The organism is Mesorhizobium sp. Arg314 (assembly GCF_053714275.1).
On record NZ_JBSKBP010000046.1, the window covers coordinates 16,437 to 35,153 of the forward strand.

The following is an 18,717-nucleotide window of genomic DNA, read 5'->3' on the forward strand; positions in this document are numbered from 1 at the left end:
CCAATGCGGCCTTGGTCTGACCTCCGACGGGGTTAGTGCTCGTAGTGGTAGGCGGGAAGATGCTCAGGCTGCTCTTGCAGTTCGGTGATGAGATGGGCGCGTAGCCTCTCCCCGGAATCGACGAGCTGTTGGGCGCGGGCGTGGAAATAGAACGCACCTTCGCGTAAATCCTCGTCAATTCCCGGAATAGTCTCTGCTTGGTGCTTGCGCATCGCCCAATAGGCTAGGCGCTTACGCCGCCTGACAAGGTCCGTTTCCAGCCATTCCAGCACTTTTCGGGTCTTCTCGCGCTGTTCGGCCGTGAGCTCACGGATTCCGAATACAGATCCTTGATGTAACCTGGCCATAGATAGATGATGGGGCGGCATTGTGAATCCCGCAAGTGTCAGCTTTGGTTCTGAAGAAATAAAAACTCCCCTGGAGAGGGGAGGAAGTCGAGGCTTATCGCTTCTTTTGAGCCCTTCGGAGATCACGATTCACTTTTTTGAAATGCTTGTCTGCGGCAAGTATAGCTGCCCACAGAGATGGATTACCAAATTTAAGCGGTGACTCGTTTTCGGGCTCGGTCGCCTTCTTGGACCGAGGCTTGATAAGAGATCTAAATGGTTGAAGATTAATCTTTTTCCTCATCATACAGCTCCAAAGTGTTTGGTGTGCTGCACGATTGCCGTGCAGCGTTAGCCGCACGGCCGTTTCATTAATTATCATTTTGAAGCGTCGCCTGCATTCTGTCCACTGTTATCGCAAAGTTGAAAACAGCCGCAGAAGGCGGCCCGTTACAATGCCAAACGGCTCACATGTGCAAGATAAAGGGAGAGAGGCGCGCGGCCCTCTCTCCCCGCAAGCCCCGCCGGCGGTCTCCCCCATCTTCCTGCGCTTCGCTCCGTGCAGACCGGGGATACCCCTCCGCCGCCGCGGCTTGCCCCCTCGCTCCCCGCTGCTCGCCGCGAGGCAGGGGTTCAGGTGGCCTGAACCCTTCAGGTCAACCTGAGAGCAACAAGGAGCAAGACCATGACCACGACTGAAACCACCATCCCGCTCGGCAAATTGGTGCCGTGCAAATCCAACGTGCGGCGCATCACCGACAAGGGCGACCGGGCAGCGCTGGCCGCGAGCATCGAGCATCACGGCCTCATCCAGAACCTCGTCGTGCGCAAGGCAGAGAAAGGAAACAAATACGAAGTGGTGGCCGGTGGCCGTCGCCTCGACGCCTTAACCCTTCTGATGAAGGACGAGCGCAGCATCGAGGGTGTGGCCGTCACCAAGGATTATCCCGTCCGGGTGGTGCTGAAAGCGGATGGCAGCGACACCGAGATTTCGCTGGCCGAGAATGTGCAGCGCGTTGGCATGCATCCGGTAGATGAAATCCTTGCCTACCGCGACTTGGTCGAGCAGGGCGCGGAGGTCGAGAACATCGCAGCCCGGTTCGGCCAGTCGGTGGTGACAGTGCGTCAGCGGCTTAAGCTGGGGAGCCTGTCGCCGCGCATTCTCGATGTCATGCGCGACGATGAAATCACCCTTGAACAGGCGCGGGCACTCGCCATCAGCGACGACCACGAGGCGCAGGAAAAGGCATGGTTCGAGCAGTCCAACTGGAACCGTGACCCGCGCAGCCTGCGGGGATTCCTGACGCAGGCCCATGTGCGGGCTACCGACCGGCTGTCGCGCTTTGTTGGGATAGAGGCCTACGAGCAGGCCGGGGGCGGGGTGCTGCGCGACCTTTTCGGCGAAGACACCACCACCTACCTCACCGACCGGCCCTTGCTGGTGACGCTGGCGACCGGCCAGCTTGAGGCGCTTGCCGAGGAAATCCGGCAGCGCGGCTGGAAATGGGCGGAAATCAGCCTTGAGGCCAATTCCGGGTATGCCGTGGGTCATGGGCGCATCCATCCGATCAGCCGTGCCTTGAGCGAGGCCGAACAGGCCGAGGTTGATACTCTCAACGATGAATTCGACGCCTTGGCCGAGCGCATCGAGGGCTATGACGAGGGCGACCCGCAGCTGGAGGCCGACGAGAAGCGGCAGCAGGAGGTGTCCGACCGCATGGAGGCCATCCAATCGGGCGTTTATGGCTACGACCCGCAGGACATGGCGCTGGCAGGCTGCATCCTCGGCATTGCCCATGGCGGCACCTTGGACATCACCCGGGGGCTGGTGAAACCCGAGGACCAGAAAGCATTGGCAGCCTTGCGCGCTCCCGAAGGCAGGACGGAAGAGGACGGGGAGGGGGCCGAAACTCCGGTCGAGCCGGAACCGTCCGGCCTGTCTAACAGCCTTGTCGAGGAACTGACCGCCATCCGTACCGCCGCCCTGCGCGTGGAACTGGTGGCCCGTCCACAGGTGGCCTTGGCCGCGATCCTGATGCCGCTGGTGTGCCGGGCGTTTCTTGACTACGCCCTGCGGTCTGGAACGGACAACGCCGTGGAGGTGCGCGGAGAAATGCGTGACCTCGCCCCGAGCATCAAGGAGCCGGATGCCTGCCGCGCCCTGTTAGGCTGGAACGACATCATGGAGGGGTGGGGGCACCATATTCCGGGTTCCGCCGCCGACCTGTGGCCGTGGCTGCTTGAGCAGGGCACGACCAAGCTGCTCGACCTGCTGGCCGTGGTGACGGCAGCGAACCTTAACGCCGTGTCAGCCCGCTACGACGCCAGCAAAAGCAGGCTGGCGCAGGCCGGACAGGTTGCCGAAGCCGTCGAGCTCGACATGCAGCAGTGGTGGACGCCCGAGGCGCCGTTCCTCACGCGCCTGTCCAAGGCCGATATTGCGGACGTGCTGCGCGAGGCCGGTTGCAGCGAAACCGCCGCCAAATCGGTGGAACGCTCGCCCAAGGACGAGGCCGTGGCCTTGGCCGAGAAGGAACTGGCCGGCAAAGGCTGGCTGCCGGTGCCGTTGCGTGCGCGCGAACAGCCCGCCGAGTGAACGGCAGGCCCGGTGCCATCGGCGCCGGGCCTATTCTTTGGCCTGCGAATTGTATCGTACGAAACAACAGCGAGGAAACCATGTCCACCGTCAATCCCACCACCACGACCTACGAGGGCCTGAACCGGGCCTACGGATTCTTCAGCGAGCGCCTGTTCGGCGGCACCCTGCCGCCCTGCCTCATCACCATGCAGCGTAAGGCCAAGGCCTACGGCTACTTCGCCGGGGGCCGTTTCGGCTCCAAGGACGGTGCAGTCGTCACCGACGAAATCGCCCTCAACCCGTCCCATTTCCACGAGCGCTCCACCGAGCAGAGCCTCTCCACCCTCGTCCACGAAATGGTGCATCTGTGGCAGCACCATTTCGGCACGGTCTCGCGCGGCGGCTACCACAATGCGGAATGGGCCGCGAAAATGAAGGAAATCGGCCTCATTCCCTCCGACTCCGGCCAGCCCGGCGGCAAGCAGACCGGCCAGAGGGTCAGCCACTACATTGCCGAGGGTGGAGCATATCGCAACGCCTTCGGTGTGCTCGAGGCGAGCGGCTTCGACGCGTTCTATGTCGAACTATGGGCCGAAGGGGCCGGGCGGGCGAAGCGCAAGGCCAAGAACGCCAGTAAAACCCGCTACACCTGCCCGCATTGCGGCCTCAACGCCTGGGCCAAGCCCGCCGCGCCGCTGGTCTGCGGCGACTGTGGCGTGCGCATGGAAGCTCCGGAGGACAAGGGGGGAGAAGAAGAGGCCGAGACCGTGCCGGAAGCCGCATAGGCATCCGGCGTCTTCGGCTTGGAGGACGCCTCGGCGGCATCGAGCCGCCCACGGCGCCAGCGAGGAGCCCTAGGCTCCCCTCCTCGCGCTCCTCCCACCCCGGATGTCCAGAAACGTGTCGAGCTACTTGGCTGGCGGGGACTGACGCCCACAGATCGTGACGATCGCGGCACTGCCCCATGCGGCGCGGGGTGAGAACGTAATGGAGTAGTCGCGGCTGCTGGGGGTCGGGCCAAACCAGAAATGCGGCGACGCGCTCGTCCACGCCGGCAGATCCGTTGCCGGTGTCCGGTCCTCATCGGCGGCCGGTGTCGGCAAGCCGTCCTGGCCGATGGTGATCATCGACACGCCGACATAGCTCCCGGCTTTAAAGCGGCCGACGAATTCGACCGCGTCGCCAATGTAGCGAAAGCACCCGTCACTTTGGCCGAGCTTGAATCTCTGGCTGGGGCCTGGTTGTGTCGGCTCCTCCTGGGCGCTGGATTGCCCCGGCAGGAAGGCGCCCGCCGCCACGGTGAACGCCAATATATGCCTGAAATCCATGCCGTCCTCTCACTTCAAATTTCGATAGAAGCGCCTCAAAAGCAAAACATGCCGCGCACGCAGATGTGAGCGGCACTACCCTAATGCACCGCCTCTGTCCTAGGGCGGACACCAGTCGCCATGTATTCTACGAACTGGAGGGCGGCCAGGAGCGTGTTCACATCGTTCACGTAGGACGCGTCATCTTGAATCTCGTCAAAGATCGGAACCAGCCTGTGAGCAAGAGCGGCTTGCTTATCCGGCAAGCCGTCTATCTGGCGGAGAAGAGCTGCCCTAGCTTCATCGCGGGTCAAAACCATTCAACTCCCGCTCCTGGCGCACTCGGATGACGGTGCTATTTTGTTTTGTAAGTGCTCAGAATGAACTCGTAATAGTTATCGGCGGAAACCCAAAAGCCCATGCCTGGAGGGAGGTATCGGCAATTGACGCGGTCGTTTTTGCCAAGCTCGCTGTTCGCGTAGCAAAGTTTGAGCGCATCGTAGATGGTCGGTGCAACCGTCTTCATAGGAGTTCCGGCTACATCGATCGCCGCAATTGTGTCCTGATAGAAGCGGTCGAACGTGGCGATATCGGACCGGTCGCCGACCCGCACGGTGAGGCTGTAACTCACGGACTTGTCATCGGCGGAAGTTCCAACTTCCACGTATGGAACGTGATATGCATTTCCGGCCAGTATGCACCGGAATGCCTTCCTCGTAGCCGACGACACATCCTTGCACTGGCCGTTGTATTTGGTGGCGAGATAGCCGGTCAGTTTGCCGTAGTCGAGATTGGTTTCCTGGGCATAGGCCGCACCGGCGGAAGCGACTGAAAGGCCGAGCAGGCACGCTCCCAGCTTGAGAGTCATCATGGAATTCATCGTAATCCTCAGGGGTTGAAGGGCAGTGGTTCCGTTTCTAGAACAGCGGGTGACCGGCCCTCGTCGGCGGCCGGTGTCGGCAGGCTGTCGCGGCCGACGGTGATCATGGACGCGCCGATATAGCTCCCGGGGCCGAGCAGGCTCTTCCCTGGCGCTGGATTGTCCTGTCAGTAGGGCGCCCGCCGCTATGGTGAAGGCCAATATGTGCCTGAAATCCATGCCGCTCTTTCTCGTCAGCTTCAAACAGGCGATCAGAAGCGGGTCAATTGCATCGCATATTCACAACCAGTGACGCGGAGGTTGGAGCCATTGATCTGGTAGGCACACATCGCAGACGAAACGCCGATCATACCGGGGTCGGGTTCGAGCTTCAGGCGATTGCCATCATAGCTGCTCCATTTCCAGATGGCTTGCTGGCCGTGAATAACGATGACAGCGGTGCCGTCGCCGAGAAACTCGACCGTGCTGCCGTTCGGATCCCTGTACTTCCCCTCGATGCCGGCGACAGAGGGCATGACAGATTTGAAGTTTGGCGGTCGGATCAGGCCAAACCCGATACCAAGGGTCACGCTGATTACAGATAAGACCACCGCGGCGAAGGCCTGATGCCTGGCTGTGGCGCGTTCTTCGGGGCTGGCACCTGCCGGGAGCCCGTTCTTGTAAGACCGATAGGCGACATAGGCGAAGAGAATGGCGGGGAGGAAACGAATGCCGAACAGACTGATATTGTACGAGTTCGGAAAAAAGAACGGGAAGAAGACCAGCGCGGCGATGCCCCACGCGATCGTTGGAATCTTGATTGTGTTTTGCATGGCGGCAAACCTCGGGACACGGATTGGACAGTCGTCTGGACGATGCGGCGTATCGGGCGCAGTCAGGCGACAGCGGGTCATTGTTTGGCGAGCGCGATACTCGGGCCGACGTCATTCCATCGATCAGGACATGTCGGCGGCCCGATGGTCAGCGCGGTGCCGGCGGTGGTCGCCTTGCAAAGTCTCGAAAATCCCGCGTGATGGCTGGGCAGGGCCTCGGCGATGCCTATCGCTTCTCCAGGTCCCCATCGAAGAAATCGCCTTCAAAGCCCTTTGCCAAGGCTTGCGACCTTACCAATTCGCACTCGAGGTGCTGCCCGAAACAGAACACCGCTCCGTAGGTTTGCCAGTTGAAGGGCCGTGCTATGTCCTTCGGCCGATCCCCATCATTGTAGGTTTGAAAATCGTATTTGAAGTTCTTGGCACCCAGCCTTGCTTTGATGGTATCGATGGTGTTGAGGGCCCATCCTTGCTTGTTATGAAGGATGAGGAAATAGGTCGGGTTGGCCTGCGCCATTTCTTGATCGATAAAGGCGACGATGTCCTTGGCCGCCGCTGGCAAAGCAGCGGCCGACATGCTGGCGGCGAGTGCCGCAACGCGAAGAGTCTGGGCGCACGAAATCATTTTCACAATCGTCCTCATTTGTTGCGGGAATGTCCTAGAGTTTGGGTGCGGTGGCGTGGGCGTCGCGGACCTTTTTGGCGGCGTCCTCGACGGATTTCTCGAATTGAGCCCGTCGGTCGTCGTCGGCGTGTGTCCCGGCTTCGTCGATGAGGACATAGGTGACGGCCTTCACGTGGTCGCCGTCCGTAGCCATGCCGATCAGCATTTGGTGGTCCTGAGCATATTTCTCGACCAACTGGCCGTTGCTCCAGTACCACTCCATCTTTGTCTTGCTGTCGCGGCTGGGTGGTCCGTACTTCTGGATGATGGCTGCGCGCAGCGTCTCCACCAACGGTCCCATGCCGCCCTTGTACGTGACGAAGCGGCGGACATCCGTAGAGCGCTGACCTGACAGCGGAGAGGAAAATTCGACCCTCACGCTTTGCTCAGCGGTGGCGTCCGACGGACCGGACCAGACGATGTTGGTGAAGTAACGGTTCGGGCCGGAAGCGACGATCTCGACGCTGTTATAGTCTTCCTCCAGGAGGAAGCGGTTTGACGGGCTTTCGTTGGAGAAATTTTGGTCGGTCAGTGACTTGCGGATGTCGTCGACCGTCTGGCCGAGGCCTACTCCGAGGAAATCGGCCGTTCGTCCATGGGGCCGAAACAATTCGGAAGGCTTCTCGATCGCAGGTACCATGACATCGAGAGACAGGCCTTGTTGGGCACGGACAGGACCGATGGTTATCGCTAAACAGCTGGCCATCGAAATCAGTCCAGCCGTGACAAAGGACGGGCGTGCGTTGCGTCTCAAAGTGCACCTATCGCGAGGGTGGAGAGACGGAACGTTTATGCAGAAGTCACGACTTTCGCAATGTGAATTTTGACAGAAACGTGGAGGCTAACTTGGGATGAAATACGGCTATGCGCGCGTATCTACCGAAGCGCAGGACTTAACCGCACAAATTGAACGACTGAAGGCGGCCGGTTGCGAGAGGATTTTCTTTGAGAAGCGCAGCGGCAAGAATGCGGACCGTCCACAACTGCATCGGCTGCTGCGTTCACTGAAGCCTGGTGATGTGGTACACGCCGTCGTCAGCGACCGCATGGCGCGCGATCCATTTGATATGCTGAATATCCTCAGGACGGTGTCGGCAGCCGGCGCCGGGCTCCGCCTCTTGGATGAGCCCTTTATCGACACCGCCTCCGAGATGTCGGACCTGATCCTGTTCCTTGTCGGATGGGCCGCCAAATGGCAACGGCGCAGAATCCTGGAAAATACTTCGATAGGGCGCGCCCGGGCCATGGCCAAAGGCGTGAAGTTCGGGCGCAAGCCGAAGCTCTCGGACCAGCAGCGGCGAGAGGCTATGGCCCAGCTTGCTGCCGGGGAACCAATGGGAGAGGTCGCGCATCGCTACAACGTCAGCAACAGTACGATCTCTCGACTGCGGTGAAGATCCTCGGCCTCCAGGCAGCCGGAAAACTGTCCGGCGCGCATTCGTAGTGCCCACGGTGGAGTAACAGTGCATTCAACTGAGGACGCAACGGAGTGGTATTGCAGCAGAACCTATGCTAGATTGCTTGCTCGCCAATCTTCAATCTAAAGTTGCATAATATCGGTTATGGAACTGGCAAATTCACCTTTAAAAACAAAAGCTTAGTGCTGATAATATCCATTATGTTAAATCGCAGCCAACTTTGCCACTGCGTTTCCTGAACTCCTTCATCAGGCGTCGGCCGGGTATGTTACCAGAGCGGTCTATAGACCGCTGGCGTCAGCGGGCAACAAGTGATACACAGTGGGTTGGCCGTCTCGCCAGACCACTCGCTCGGTCAAAGTGGACAAATACAAAGTAAGACCCACGTCGCTCCTCCTCACGAGGTCGTTGTGTAATCGGCGAGCTACGACCGTATTGAAGAGGATTCGGCGATGTCCGTCATCCAGCTCAACAGTACATTTCTAAAAGAATTGAAGCGTTCCCTGCGCGACCAATGTAGCGCAGGGTCGGTGCATCTCACAGAGGCGATCGCCCTCGGGTGCGGCTACAGCACTCAGGCCGCCCTCAAGGCTGCCTTGAACGGCGGCGCGGAGGGCCGGTATGTCCTCTTCGACGAAACAAAATTCCGCCAACGACTGCTGACGCTTTCCGGCACTGCGGGGCCTAGAACCATCGAGATCCCGCCGCTGGCTGCTTCAGCTAGATACGTCGGTGGAGTCTTCGAAGATCCGGCCATTCAAATCGTCGAAGCGCATCCCAGCCGAGCGCGGTTTCGGCTTACCGGAATTGATACCCTGATCGAGATCGACTTGGATTATGCCGGCAACGGATACACGCGGTTCAAGCGGTCGCATGCTATCAAAACCCCTACCCAAGCGGGGCCATATTGGCCGAGCCGGGACTTCGATGAGGATCCGGCTTACGCGATGCATAGGGCGATAGAGAGCCTCGTCGATTATTACCGCGAGGCCGTTCGCGCCGGGCATACCCCGGCCTCCACTTGGCTGGTCGAGTCGCCCTATAACTAGAGCGAGCCGAACAACAGGAAGGCGGACAATCCGCCTCCCTGTTCCGAACCAGCCACGGCGCGCATCCAAGGGGCATCCGGGAATTTGTTACCGCTGCGCCTAGTGGCGGCAACGACAGCCATCGGCTACGCAAGAGTATCGACGGGAGACCAGGATACCGCCCTCCAGCTCGCCGCCTTGCGCAAGGCAGGTTGCGAAAAGGTATTCGAGGACAAGGCATCCGGCGTGAAGGTCGATCGGCCAGGCCTGACTGAGGCCATTCGATACGCCAGGGATGGCGACACACTCACAGTCTGGAAGTTGGACCGTCTGGGTCGATCGATGAAACACCTGATCGAGCTCATCACCGAGCTGGAGGCTAAGGGTATCGGTTTCCGATCGATCACCGAAAACATTGACACCACGACACCCGGGGGCCGTCTGGTCTTCCACCTGTTCGGGGCGCTGGCGCAATTCGAGCGCGATCTGATCCGCGAAAGAACCCGCGCCGGATTGTCGGCCGCCGAACAACGTGGCCGCCGTGGCGGGCGTCAAGCGGTCGTAACGCCGGACAAACTGGCAAAGGCCCGTCAGCATCTGGCAGCCGGCTTGAACGTTCGTGAAGCCGCCGCACGCGTAAAAGTCGGGAAAACCGCACTCTACCAAGCTCTCAGGGCTGAAAAGCCGTAGCCCCCCGATTTCCCCAACGATCAAAGTTCATGGTTCGTTCTCAAATGTCGGACAGATTCACCACTTTCGTGTCGTGACGCCAGCCAGCCGTTTGCGATGAGTAGCTGGTGCGTCGCGTCTGGCCGCACGTCAAGGTGTACGGAAAACGCCGTTCTCCGGGCGGTCCAACGCTATCGGAATGACGATAGGATTGGCGATCGATTTAGGCCAGCAGCTTGGTCACCTCAGCCACCATGCTCATACTCGAGGCATCGAGATCGCCGGAAATGTCGAGTAGGTAGTGGTAAAACTTGGTTCCGGTCGAGACCGTCCCGACATATTCGATGCCTGGCTTACTGGCTTGCGGTGCCGGTGAGATCCAAACCGCGACCGGCGCGCCTATGGCGACCGCATGGGAGATCACCTGGTAACGGTCATGTTCATTTAGTTCGGGCTTGTATTTGACCTCGGCTATGCCAAGAACGATCTTCTTCTTCCTGAAAATGAGATCCGGTTTGATCGGATAGCGCTTACTATCAAGGAATAGTATGCCTTGATGCTGGGTGGCGTTTCCGTCTAGCACGGCAATCTTTTGCTCGCGCAGCTGCTCACGGAACGTATTCCTCACATAGCTCTCGAAAACGCTATCCAGAGAGAACAGGAAAGAGGGCAGCTCGGTGCCTTGAGCCGCGTAAGAGAACCCGATCCGACTGTACCCCAACAGCATGGCATAGACGGTCAAGGCTCCAAAATACGGGTCCCGGAGCCACACGGGCAAGGCTAGCGCCAAAGACTGCTCTCCAAAGCGCATCCGGGTGGGTTTCACTGATCCCAGAGCATTGAATGCGTCCCCCATCAGCTTTCGGTCAACTGCCCATTTCTCGCCGCGCGGCATCACCCTGACAAAGTCCATGCAGGCTGCCTTCAGCAAGGCGTTGGGATAAAGGCCCGCCGAAAAGGCGAAGGCATCAGATGCGACATTCAGCTCGTCGCCACGTGATAGGTATCCGCTGACGGTGCGCCCAAAATTCACCTTGGGTTTGAAATGTCCGCGATACGGCTCCTGATAGTATCCGCGTGCGACGCCGGCGGTCAGGATGGCAGATAGGTAGTGACAGAAGCCCCTGGCCAGCAACTCGTGCGGCGGCACAGCGTTGGCGACCTGATACGACCGCAACACGGGAAGCACCGTGTCGTAGTCGGTATCCGCGACCGACAGCATTCGCCAGAGGTTCTGGATCGGGAATTTGGGTGTGAGATTGAGTACGATGCTGGAGGTGAGCGGCAAATATCCAATGAGCCCGTTAGCTCTGAGCTGGACGCCTTCGAGCACCTCGCGCATCTCGACGGCTTTAAGTTCGCGGGTCTCTGGCAACAGCAACGAGCGGCCGCGGGGATCGAACAAATCTTCACGCGGGAACATCCGCGGGTCCCGCTCCCCGAGATCGATTATCCGGAGCGGTTCTCCGGGCATGATTTAAGCGTTCCCCTGCGCCGGCGCGTCCTCCGGGTCGTCTTTGGTCTTCAGCAACCCCTCGATCTCGGTGCTGGTTGTCTCAAACTGCACCAGGTCGTGGGTCAGTGAGCGCCGGAGGGTAAGTCTTACCCGGCCGATCCAAACCGCAGCGAGATCGTCGACAGTACGAACACGGAGGAAGTTGGTATGGCCGAAACCGTTTGGGAAGGTCTTGTTGAGGATGGTGAAGACTTGCATGGTGCGGCTGACGACGTTCTCAGGCACCCCCTCTTTCACCAGATGATTCCGGAGCACGGCCTCATCAGGCTCAAGTTCGATGACCCAGAAGCGCCGAAGAAGGGCGTCATCCATGTCGGTGACGGAGCGGTCAAAGGGATTAGCTGTGGCGATGACAACCAAATTGTCTGGAAGGAGCGCTTTCAACCCCGAGTACGGCAACGTGAACTCTACGTCGCGATAATCCATCTCGAGGTAGGTCAGCGCTTCGCCGAAGATACGAGCTACGTCGCCGCGATTTAGTTCGTCGATGACGGCCACGTAGCGGCTTTCCTTGTCCTTAGCGGCCTCCTGGGCGAACTTTAGGAACAAGCGCGGCGCCAGGTCGTAGCGAATCCCGCCTTTTTCATTTTCCGCCTGCATCGGGCGGAAGCCTTCCATGAAGTCGTCGTATCCGATCGCCGGGTGGAACTGCAGGTACAACACCCGTTCGACCTTGCCGCCGGTCAGTTTGTTCGCAATCAGACGGGCATAGCGCGTTTTGCCGGTCCCAGGAGGACCAGCAAGCAGGAACGCCAAGCTTTCTTTCGCTTGGATCGCAGCGGTTATGGTAGCAAAGACAGGGTCATCGTCGTTCAGCGGCTCCGCCGTTGCGTCATCCGCTTGCTGGGCGTCTCCGCCGGCCGCCAGGTAGGCGACCAGCTTGGGCGCGAGCGCTTGCAAGAAGTCCGCGTTCGTCGGTCGCTGCTCAAGGACGGCAGGCCAGGGTACAGGCGGGTCTGAGAGGCCAAAACGGCCGAGGTAGGGCGCCTTGAACTCAGCCAGTTTGAGTTGCCCGAGTAGATGCAAGCGAAGAGCTGCCCATCCATCGATTTCGTCCGGAAAGCCCTCGAAAGCATAAAGCCAAACCAGGAAGTCCTCGAATCGGAATGCTGCTGGTATCTCGGCTTCGAAGCGCGCCTGGAAAGCGTCGGTGAGCTTTGTAATAGCCTTTTCACCTTCGATGAGGCCCTCAAGTCTCATTTCCCTGTAGCCGCGCGATGAGAACAGATTGCCCCACATCTTGGTATCCTGCCGGATCATGTGATCGCCGGCGAATTCGCCCCTCACCCAAGCAGGAATACCGGCTAATCGCGGTCGCAACAGATTGTTGCCGCTGGGATACGGCGGAATATCGAGCCTTTTGCCATGGAAATAATTGTCGAGGAAATGGTCGGTGCCGGCGCGCTGGGAAATGTCGACGAAATCGTCAGTCCCCACGTCATTGGCTGCGAACACGAATGCCGGAAGCAGCCAGTTAGCCTTGAAGTTCTGAAGACGCTCGATGGCCTCGCGGATTGTGTCGATACTGAAATAGCGCACTCATCACCCCCCGGTGGTTTTCGCTCGGCCTGGCTTTCGAAAGTTTTCTTTGTTGCCAACCCAGGATTTCCACGCCGCGGACGGCGTTTTCAGCTTTTTTTGCACCGCGTCCCAGGTTGTCGGCTTGTGACCGTCGGCTTGAAGGGTCGTTGCTATGTAGTCGACGTAATCTTCACCCATTTCGACGCCCACGGCGTTCCTGTCATGGGCGAGCGCCGTGAAAATGGTTGTGCCCGAGCCGGCGAAGGGGTCCAGGACATGGCCGCCGACCGGGCTGCCAACCTCGATGCACCTACGCGCCAGTTCAGTCGGAAACGCAGCGTTATGTCCCGTCTCTCGCGTGCGGAGGCTACGTTCGATAGGGATGTTCCAAACGTCTTCCTCGACGAGCTTCGACCGATCGAACGAATAGAATCGCTGTTTTGAAAACATGAAGACGTGTTCATATTGCCGATAAGGCCTGTCGCGCGCAGTCGGCTCAACAAAGGCGTTTACGCGATTCCATATGATATCGGAGCGTAGTGTCCACCCGCGTTGCTGCATCGCGAACGCTACTTTCCACGGGACACCGATCATCGACTTTTTTGGTATATCCCAGCCGCTCTGGTCGACCGGACGTACTTTGTGCCGGGCAAAATTCCGAGACGCGCTACGGGGATCGCTACCATGCGGCTGGCCGTTCCCGGAATAGTAGGTGTCGCCGATGTTAAGGAAAAAAACGCCCTCAGGATGGAGCGTGCGCTTGACCTCGTCAAACACAGCCATCAAGGCATCGATGTACATGTCGACGCTCTTCTCGTGGCCAATTTGCCCCTCGTAGCCGTAGTCGCGCACCCAATAGTAAGGCGGTGACGTAACGGCCACGTTGAATATCTCGTCTGGCAGTTGCTTGAGGATGGTGGTGCTGTCGCCCAGCATTACCCCGGCTACATTGTGGTCGGCAGTAATCCAACTAGATCGAGCAAGCGGAGAATTCTCTGCTTTTGGCACTTTCTTCGTGGCGGTTCGGACGGTGGTAATAGATTTCGTCCCCATAGCCCTGTCTCCCTCTGGCATGAGCCGCCGCCCGACACTGTGGCCGAATCAGACAAAAAACGATGCGCTCCTTGTAATATGGGAAAAGTGAAAGGGGAACTTACAGGGAACGGTTCGAACCAGAATCTTCTGTCCATGGCTTTCGGCTGGCCCCGTCTGCGGCTGCGGCGCGAAGCCATCCTGAGTATCTGGCCATGAGCAAGGCATCGTTAGAACGCGTCAACCCGGCGTGCGCTCGTGCTCGGCCGGCAGAGCCGACCAGACGGAACCGTAGCTGAAAACGTCGCCAGGAACGCGACCCCGGCGCACTATGGTGTGCCCGAACTGGCGCATAATGTTGCCGACAAACGCTCCGATAGCCTGTTTGGCAAAATGATCGGTTCTGACTTGAGGGAAATCTCTAGCAATTTCGTGGGAGAGCGCGGCCACTGCAGGGACCGCTACGCGAGAGAGGGCGGCATATTCGGCATAGCGTCCGGGGTCCTCGGCCAACGCCACCAGCGCCCGCCCGAGTTCACCTGTACGAAATGTACCATATCGATCGCCAGCCATTTTGCGTGATCTCCTCTTTCTGACAGCAACATCGCACCTTGTGCTCTTGTCGTCAAGGGCGCGCCACGTGCTATTGATGGAAGTCCTTGGGGATGGTCGACTATCTATGATAATGTCCTTTATCATAGATAGGAATTTGCATGAGCGACCGCTTTTCAATGTACGTCATCACCGCCCTTGTCGACACGATCACTGGTGGAGCCGGCAACGACCAGACGCCGCCGATCGGCATCTACCGATCCGGGCCGAAGATCGAACGGTTCTTCATGGATTGCGGTCTTGACATGCGCGTCGGGATGAAATCGCGGGTGCCGGCGACGTCGGACTTCCTGCGAGAGACGAGCTCGCATTGGGAAGGCGATGAACGCATTGAACGGATCATCTTGAAGGTCTGCGATCCCCGTGAGTATCTGAACGAGCCCGACAAGGCGGCGGCGGTCCGAGAGCACCTGAACCGTGCCCTCGAGCCGGACGGCCTGGCCGTGACGGTTGTGGGCGGCAAGGCACATCTGACCGCCCGTGGCACTACGGGCATGATCGTTCAGCCGTTCATCGCGAAGATTTCGGTGCTCGACTTTGACACCGTGCAGGCCGAGATTGCCCGCGCGTTGCCCAATACCGAGGACGATCCAGAGGACGCGGTCACCGCAGCCTGTTCCTTGGTTGAAGCCGTATGCCGGTCGATTCTGATCGAGCTGGGCCTCACGCTCCCGCCGAAAAAGGACATCGACGGCCTCATTCGCGCGGTCCAGGAGCCGCTTGGGCTTTCGCCGGGCCGGTCCGACCTGCCGGCCGAGATCGAGGCCGACATCAGGCAGATCTTGTCCGGCCTGACATCAGTGGCAAAGGGGATCGGCGCGTTGCGCACGCACGCTGGCGACGCCCACGGCCGGGAAAGGGGTTTCAAGCGTATCGACCCGCGCATCGCCCGTTTTGCCATCAATGCGGCTAGCACCATCGCCTTGTTCTTCATTGAGACGTGGGAGCGGAAAGAGCACCGGGCCTTGCCGCAACATGGAGATCCGGCATGAACCAGCTTTCCATCCTTCCTGTTCACGGCTCCCTGCCCGCCATTATCGGCGCCGCAGAACCGCAACTGCAGATGCGGTTTCTGGAGTTCTTCACCGCCAACATCCGGAATCCGAATACCCGCAAAGCCTATGGCCGGGCCGCGGTGGATTTTTTAGCCTGGTGCGCCGACCGGGGCGTGACCGCCCTCCCCGCCATTCAACCCATGCATGTTGCAGCCTGGGTCGAGGAGCTCGGCCGGACGCACTCCATCCCGACGGTGAAACAACGGCTCGCCGCCATCCGCCACCTGTTTGACTGGATGGTGGTTGGTCAGGCAATGCCGAACAACCCCGCTCACACGGTTCGCGCGCCCAAGTATTCGGCCCGGACCGGTAAAACCCCGGTGCTGGCGCCCCAGGAGGCACGCCAGCTAATCGACAGCATTCCGGTGGACACCATCATCGGACTCCGTGACCGAGCGCTTATCGCCCTTATGACCTATTCCTTCGCTCGGATCGGGGCGGCGATCGGCATGGAGGTGCGCGATCTTTTCGTGCAAAATCGGCGCCTGTGGGTTCGGCTGCACGAGAAAGGGGGGAAACGGCATGAGATGCCATGCCACCACAGCCTTGAGCAATATCTGGATGCCTACCTGGACGCTGGCCGCCTACGCGAAGATCCTCGCAACTCCCTGTTCCGGACCATCAGACGCGGCACCCATCAGCTATCGGAAAGCCCCCTCACCCAAGGCGACGCCTTTGCCATGATCCGCCGGCGGGCGGCGGCGGCCGGCATCGACACGCTGATCGGAAATCACACATTCCGTGCCACCGGCATTACCGCCTACCTCAAAAATGGAGGCACGCTTGAGAAGGCGGCCCACATGGCCAATCATGCGTCGACCAGGACCACTCAGCTTTATGACCGGCGTCACGACGAGGTGAGCCTCGACGAGGTCGAGCGGATACTGATTTAGACTAGGGCGCCCCTCGGCTGCGCTTTGAGTGCCCTGCCCCATCCCTACGGACGGCAGTAGTACGGACGGCCGTTGACGAATTTAGTGGTGCCGTAGGTGCCGGGGCCGCAGGTGATGGCGGGGCTATCCGCTAGCTGTATGGCGCTGGCGGAGACGGTGCCGGAGATTTCAAGTGCTGCTGCGGGGGTGGCAGTCCCTATGCCCACCTTGCCGCCGAAATTGACGGCGCCCAAATAGGACTGGCTTACTCCCAGATAGCCCCATGTTGAGGCCCCAATAGTGAGGGAAACATAGCCGCTCCCCCCGTTAGCAATGACCTGGGCGGTGCCGGAGGTGATGCGGTCGGCCGTGGTAGTGGTGCCGGAGGCGTCGGTGAGGTTGGCCCAGCCGCCGGTGCCGTAGCAGACCTGGAAAGTGCTGCCGCTATAGCGGATGGCGCCGGAGCGGTTGGTGTCGCAGGTTTCCCCGCTGTTGGAGAGTTTTAGGGTGCCGGAGATATCGAGGGTCGTGGATGGTGTTTTGCCGTTCATGGCGATACCCATGGAGCCAAGGGTGGTGATGATGCCGCTGTTATCGATGTTGAAGCGGGTCAGCCCGTTGGTGCGCAGAAGCAGGCCATCGGCGCCATTTGTGCCAATGACCATGTTGCCGGCGGAGTAGTCGATGATGCCTTGGGAAGAAGGCGCGCCGGCGCGAGTGATGAAGATGGTGCTGCTGGCGGTGCCATAAATGTGCAAAGTGCCGCTGGGGCTGGTGGTGCCAATACCTACCTTGCCGGAATAGTAGCCGTTGGTGCCGGAGATGGGGCCGGTGGTGCTGACGCCAGCGGCCAGCATCACACCGGCGGTGGAGACTTCGACGACGTTTCCATCGCCCAAGACCACTTGATTGGACTTGTTAGGCTGGGCGTTGAAGCCGACGCCGGTGACGTTGCTGTAGGTGTTGGAAACGCTGCTGTTATAGACGGCATAGGCGCCAAGGGCGGTGACGTTGCTGCCGATGTTGTACCGTCCCGCGAGATAACCCAGGGCCGCGGTATTGAGGCCGGTATTATATTGGCCCGCGTAGGATCCGATCACGGTGGAGTTAGAGCCTGTATTATACTTCCCGGTGGCCACGCCCATTGCGACCAGGGCGTAGCCGGAGTTCAGTTGCCCGGCTTCTTCACCCACCGCCGTTACGTAGGCGGACGTATTGTCCTTCCCGGCGAAATAGCCGACGCCCGTAAGGTGGGTCTGGGTGTTGTTCTGCCCGGCAAAGCCACCGACCAAGGTGGAATAATCCCCGCTGTTAATCTGCCCTGCGGCATAGCCCAGGGCGGAGAGATAGAGGCCGGTGTTGGCCTGGCCCGCCAAGTACCCCGCCGCCGTTATGCTGTTGCCTGTATTGTTCTGGGCGGCATAGGTACCCATTGCTGTGACATTGGTGCCGCTGTTGTTCTGGGCGGCGTAGGCACCCGCAGCCGCGGTGTTGGCGCCTGCATTGCTATAGCCGGCGTAGGTGCCCATCAGCGAGGCGGTGCTACCGGTATTCTGGTAGCCCGCGCCATAGCCGAGTGCCGTCACATTGCCACCATTATTGAGGCGTGCCGCCGAGGCGCCCAAAGCCGTGACGCCGGTGCCGGAGCTGCTGAGGCCTGCATTACTGCCCACGACCACCACGTTGGTGCCGGTGACGATATCGAGCAGGCCACGGACGGAGAGGTTGCCGTTGGGGCTGAGAGTGGCGACAGAGGTGCCGGAGGTAAGGCGGTCGGTGACCGTGCTGACGCCGGTGAGGCCGGACCCGTTGCCGACGAAGTTGGTGGCGGAGACGGTGCCGGAGACTTCCAGAGCGGTGGTTGGGGTTGAGGTGCCGATACCGACTTGCCCGGTGCCGAGGATGCGCATCAGCTCGGTGCCGCCAGCCATAAAGTAATGGTTACGGGCACTGTTGTAGCTGCTGTAGTAGAGGTTTCCGCTGGAGCCGTTAACGCTTGAATAGAGGCCGGTTATGTCACTCAGACGGATTATGGGGGATGAACCCATGATGTTGAGAGAGGTGCTGGGGGTTGCCGTGCCGATGCCGACATTGCTGCTGAAGTAACCGCTGGTGCCGGAGATGCCACCGGTGGTGCTGACGCCTTTGCCGACGTAAACGCCGGCTGTGCTCACTTCGACAACGTTGGCGTTTCCCAAAACGACCTGGTTGGACTTGTCGGCCGTATAAACGGCATAGCCCAACAGGGTGACGTTGCTGTAGGTGTTGGACGTGCCAGCCCAGCCCCCGACGGCGGTGACGTTGTTGCCGGTATTGGTCTGGGCGGCGGCATGGCCCACCGCTGTAAGCGGGCCTCGGTACATTATTGGGACACGGATATACGGTAGTGGGTTCTATTGGCGCAGATCGTGCACGCCGAGCTCTCTC

The 18,717-nt window shown here is 59.8% G+C and carries 19 protein-coding genes; 7 read left to right on the forward strand and 12 right to left on the reverse strand.

Going from position 1 to position 18,717, the window contains the following annotated elements; all coding sequences use genetic code 11:
• Positions 1-32: 32 nt before the first annotated feature.
• Positions 33-272 (reverse strand): hypothetical protein, encoded by a 240-nt coding sequence (locus tag ACWGS9_RS29350; RefSeq protein ID WP_245514647.1) that lies wholly within the window; start codon positions 270-272, stop codon positions 33-35.
• 739 nt (positions 273-1,011) lie between these two features.
• Here ACWGS9_RS29350 and ACWGS9_RS29355 point away from each other — a divergent pair.
• Together ACWGS9_RS29355 and ACWGS9_RS29360 are read left to right on the forward strand one after the other, a co-directional pair.
• Positions 1,012-2,922 carry a ParB/RepB/Spo0J family partition protein gene (locus ACWGS9_RS29355; protein ID WP_454508522.1) on the forward strand — a complete coding sequence of 637 codons (1,911 nt, stop codon included), beginning with the start codon at positions 1,012-1,014 and terminating at the stop codon, positions 2,920-2,922.
• An 80-nt stretch (positions 2,923-3,002) separates the two neighbouring features.
• Positions 3,003-3,689 carry a SprT-like domain-containing protein gene (locus tag ACWGS9_RS29360; RefSeq protein WP_454508523.1) on the forward strand — a complete coding sequence of 229 codons (687 nt, stop codon included), beginning with the start codon at positions 3,003-3,005 and terminating at the stop codon, positions 3,687-3,689.
• A 123-nt stretch (positions 3,690-3,812) separates the two neighbouring features.
• Here the strand turns inward: ACWGS9_RS29360 and ACWGS9_RS29365 are convergent, their stop codons facing one another.
• From ACWGS9_RS29365 to ACWGS9_RS29390, 6 genes are all read right to left on the reverse strand, one after another.
• Positions 3,813-4,232, reverse strand: coding sequence for a hypothetical protein (locus tag ACWGS9_RS29365; protein WP_454508524.1), 420 nt, complete (start codon positions 4,230-4,232; stop codon positions 3,813-3,815).
• Positions 4,233-4,312: 80 nt separating this feature from the next.
• Complete coding sequence (locus tag ACWGS9_RS29370; RefSeq protein ID WP_454508525.1) at positions 4,313-4,531, reverse strand: hypothetical protein; 219 nt, start codon at positions 4,529-4,531, stop codon at positions 4,313-4,315.
• 35 nt (positions 4,532-4,566) lie between these two features.
• On the reverse strand, positions 4,567-5,082 hold the full coding sequence (locus ACWGS9_RS29375) for a hypothetical protein (RefSeq protein WP_454508526.1): 516 nt from the start codon (positions 5,080-5,082) through the stop codon (positions 4,567-4,569).
• Between the two features lie 260 nt (positions 5,083-5,342).
• Complete coding sequence (locus tag ACWGS9_RS29380; protein WP_454508527.1) at positions 5,343-5,903, reverse strand: hypothetical protein; 561 nt, start codon at positions 5,901-5,903, stop codon at positions 5,343-5,345.
• 226 nt (positions 5,904-6,129) lie between these two features.
• Positions 6,130-6,534, reverse strand: coding sequence for a hypothetical protein (locus ACWGS9_RS29385; protein WP_454508528.1), 405 nt, complete (start codon positions 6,532-6,534; stop codon positions 6,130-6,132).
• A 28-nt stretch (positions 6,535-6,562) separates the two neighbouring features.
• Positions 6,563-7,321, reverse strand: coding sequence for a hypothetical protein (locus ACWGS9_RS29390; RefSeq protein ID WP_454508529.1), 759 nt, complete (start codon positions 7,319-7,321; stop codon positions 6,563-6,565).
• Between the two features lie 97 nt (positions 7,322-7,418).
• Between ACWGS9_RS29390 and ACWGS9_RS29395 the strand changes: the two genes are divergently transcribed.
• From ACWGS9_RS29395 to ACWGS9_RS29405, 3 genes are all read left to right on the forward strand, one after another.
• Complete coding sequence (locus ACWGS9_RS29395; RefSeq protein ID WP_454508530.1) at positions 7,419-7,961, forward strand: recombinase family protein; 543 nt, start codon at positions 7,419-7,421, stop codon at positions 7,959-7,961.
• A 476-nt stretch (positions 7,962-8,437) separates the two neighbouring features.
• Positions 8,438-9,034 (forward strand): hypothetical protein, encoded by a 597-nt coding sequence (locus ACWGS9_RS29400; RefSeq protein ID WP_454508531.1) that lies wholly within the window; start codon positions 8,438-8,440, stop codon positions 9,032-9,034.
• 84 nt (positions 9,035-9,118) lie between these two features.
• Positions 9,119-9,703 (forward strand): recombinase family protein, encoded by a 585-nt coding sequence (locus tag ACWGS9_RS29405; RefSeq protein ID WP_454508532.1) that lies wholly within the window; start codon positions 9,119-9,121, stop codon positions 9,701-9,703.
• Positions 9,704-9,905: 202 nt separating this feature from the next.
• Here the strand turns inward: ACWGS9_RS29405 and ACWGS9_RS29410 are convergent, their stop codons facing one another.
• The 4 genes from ACWGS9_RS29410 to ACWGS9_RS29425 form a co-directional block, all read right to left on the reverse strand.
• Positions 9,906-11,105: a 5-methylcytosine restriction system specificity protein McrC gene (locus tag ACWGS9_RS29410; RefSeq protein WP_454508533.1), complete on the reverse strand. Its 1,200-nt coding sequence runs from the start codon at positions 11,103-11,105 to the stop codon at positions 9,906-9,908.
• Positions 11,106-11,159: 54 nt separating this feature from the next.
• Positions 11,160-12,737: an McrB family protein gene (locus ACWGS9_RS29415; protein ID WP_454508534.1), complete on the reverse strand. Its 1,578-nt coding sequence runs from the start codon at positions 12,735-12,737 to the stop codon at positions 11,160-11,162.
• A 3-nt stretch (positions 12,738-12,740) separates the two neighbouring features.
• Positions 12,741-13,772, reverse strand: a complete 1,032-nt coding sequence (locus tag ACWGS9_RS29420; RefSeq protein WP_454508535.1) for a DNA-methyltransferase — start codon at positions 13,770-13,772, stop codon at positions 12,741-12,743.
• Positions 13,773-13,991: 219 nt separating this feature from the next.
• Positions 13,992-14,324, reverse strand: coding sequence for a hypothetical protein (locus tag ACWGS9_RS29425; protein ID WP_352584097.1), 333 nt, complete (start codon positions 14,322-14,324; stop codon positions 13,992-13,994).
• A 140-nt stretch (positions 14,325-14,464) separates the two neighbouring features.
• On the opposite strand from ACWGS9_RS29425, the gene ACWGS9_RS29430 reads away from it, so the two are divergent.
• Positions 14,465-15,355, forward strand: coding sequence for an abortive infection family protein (locus ACWGS9_RS29430; protein ID WP_454508536.1), 891 nt, complete (start codon positions 14,465-14,467; stop codon positions 15,353-15,355).
• The gene (locus tag ACWGS9_RS29435; RefSeq protein WP_454508537.1) at positions 15,352-16,311 is read left to right on the forward strand and encodes a tyrosine-type recombinase/integrase; all 960 of its coding nucleotides are present in this window, start codon (positions 15,352-15,354) and stop codon (positions 16,309-16,311) included. The genes ACWGS9_RS29430 and ACWGS9_RS29435 overlap by 4 nt, the downstream gene beginning before the upstream one ends.
• A gap of 44 nt (positions 16,312-16,355) precedes the next feature.
• Here ACWGS9_RS29435 and ACWGS9_RS29440 read toward each other — a convergent pair whose 3' ends face one another.
• On the reverse strand, positions 16,356-18,629 hold the full coding sequence (locus ACWGS9_RS29440; RefSeq protein WP_454508538.1) for a beta strand repeat-containing protein: 2,274 nt from the start codon (positions 18,627-18,629) through the stop codon (positions 16,356-16,358).
• Positions 18,630-18,717: the final 88 nt, after the last annotated feature.

Bases quoted from the DNA above. Each gene is read 5' to 3' on its own strand.
- ACWGS9_RS29355 (WP_454508522.1), top strand. From the start codon at position 1,012: ATGACCACGACTGAAACCACCATCCCGCTCGGCAAATTGGTGCCGTGC.
- ACWGS9_RS29360 (WP_454508523.1), top strand. From the start codon at position 3,003: ATGTCCACCGTCAATCCCACCACCACGACCTACGAGGGCCTGAACCGG.
- ACWGS9_RS29365 (WP_454508524.1), bottom strand. From the start codon at position 4,232: ATGGATTTCAGGCATATATTGGCGTTCACCGTGGCGGCGGGCGCCTTC.
- ACWGS9_RS29370 (WP_454508525.1), bottom strand. From the start codon at position 4,531: ATGGTTTTGACCCGCGATGAAGCTAGGGCAGCTCTTCTCCGCCAGATA.
- ACWGS9_RS29375 (WP_454508526.1), bottom strand. From the start codon at position 5,082: ATGATGACTCTCAAGCTGGGAGCGTGCCTGCTCGGCCTTTCAGTCGCT.
- ACWGS9_RS29380 (WP_454508527.1), bottom strand. From the start codon at position 5,903: ATGCAAAACACAATCAAGATTCCAACGATCGCGTGGGGCATCGCCGCG.
- ACWGS9_RS29395 (WP_454508530.1), top strand. From the start codon at position 7,419: ATGAAATACGGCTATGCGCGCGTATCTACCGAAGCGCAGGACTTAACC.
- ACWGS9_RS29400 (WP_454508531.1), top strand. From the start codon at position 8,438: ATGTCCGTCATCCAGCTCAACAGTACATTTCTAAAAGAATTGAAGCGT.
- ACWGS9_RS29410 (WP_454508533.1), bottom strand. From the start codon at position 11,105: ATGTTCCCGCGTGAAGATTTGTTCGATCCCCGCGGCCGCTCGTTGCTG.
- ACWGS9_RS29420 (WP_454508535.1), bottom strand. From the start codon at position 13,772: ATGGGGACGAAATCTATTACCACCGTCCGAACCGCCACGAAGAAAGTG.
- ACWGS9_RS29425 (WP_352584097.1), bottom strand. From the start codon at position 14,324: ATGGCTGGCGATCGATATGGTACATTTCGTACAGGTGAACTCGGGCGG.
- ACWGS9_RS29430 (WP_454508536.1), top strand. From the start codon at position 14,465: ATGAGCGACCGCTTTTCAATGTACGTCATCACCGCCCTTGTCGACACG.
- ACWGS9_RS29435 (WP_454508537.1), top strand. From the start codon at position 15,352: ATGAACCAGCTTTCCATCCTTCCTGTTCACGGCTCCCTGCCCGCCATT.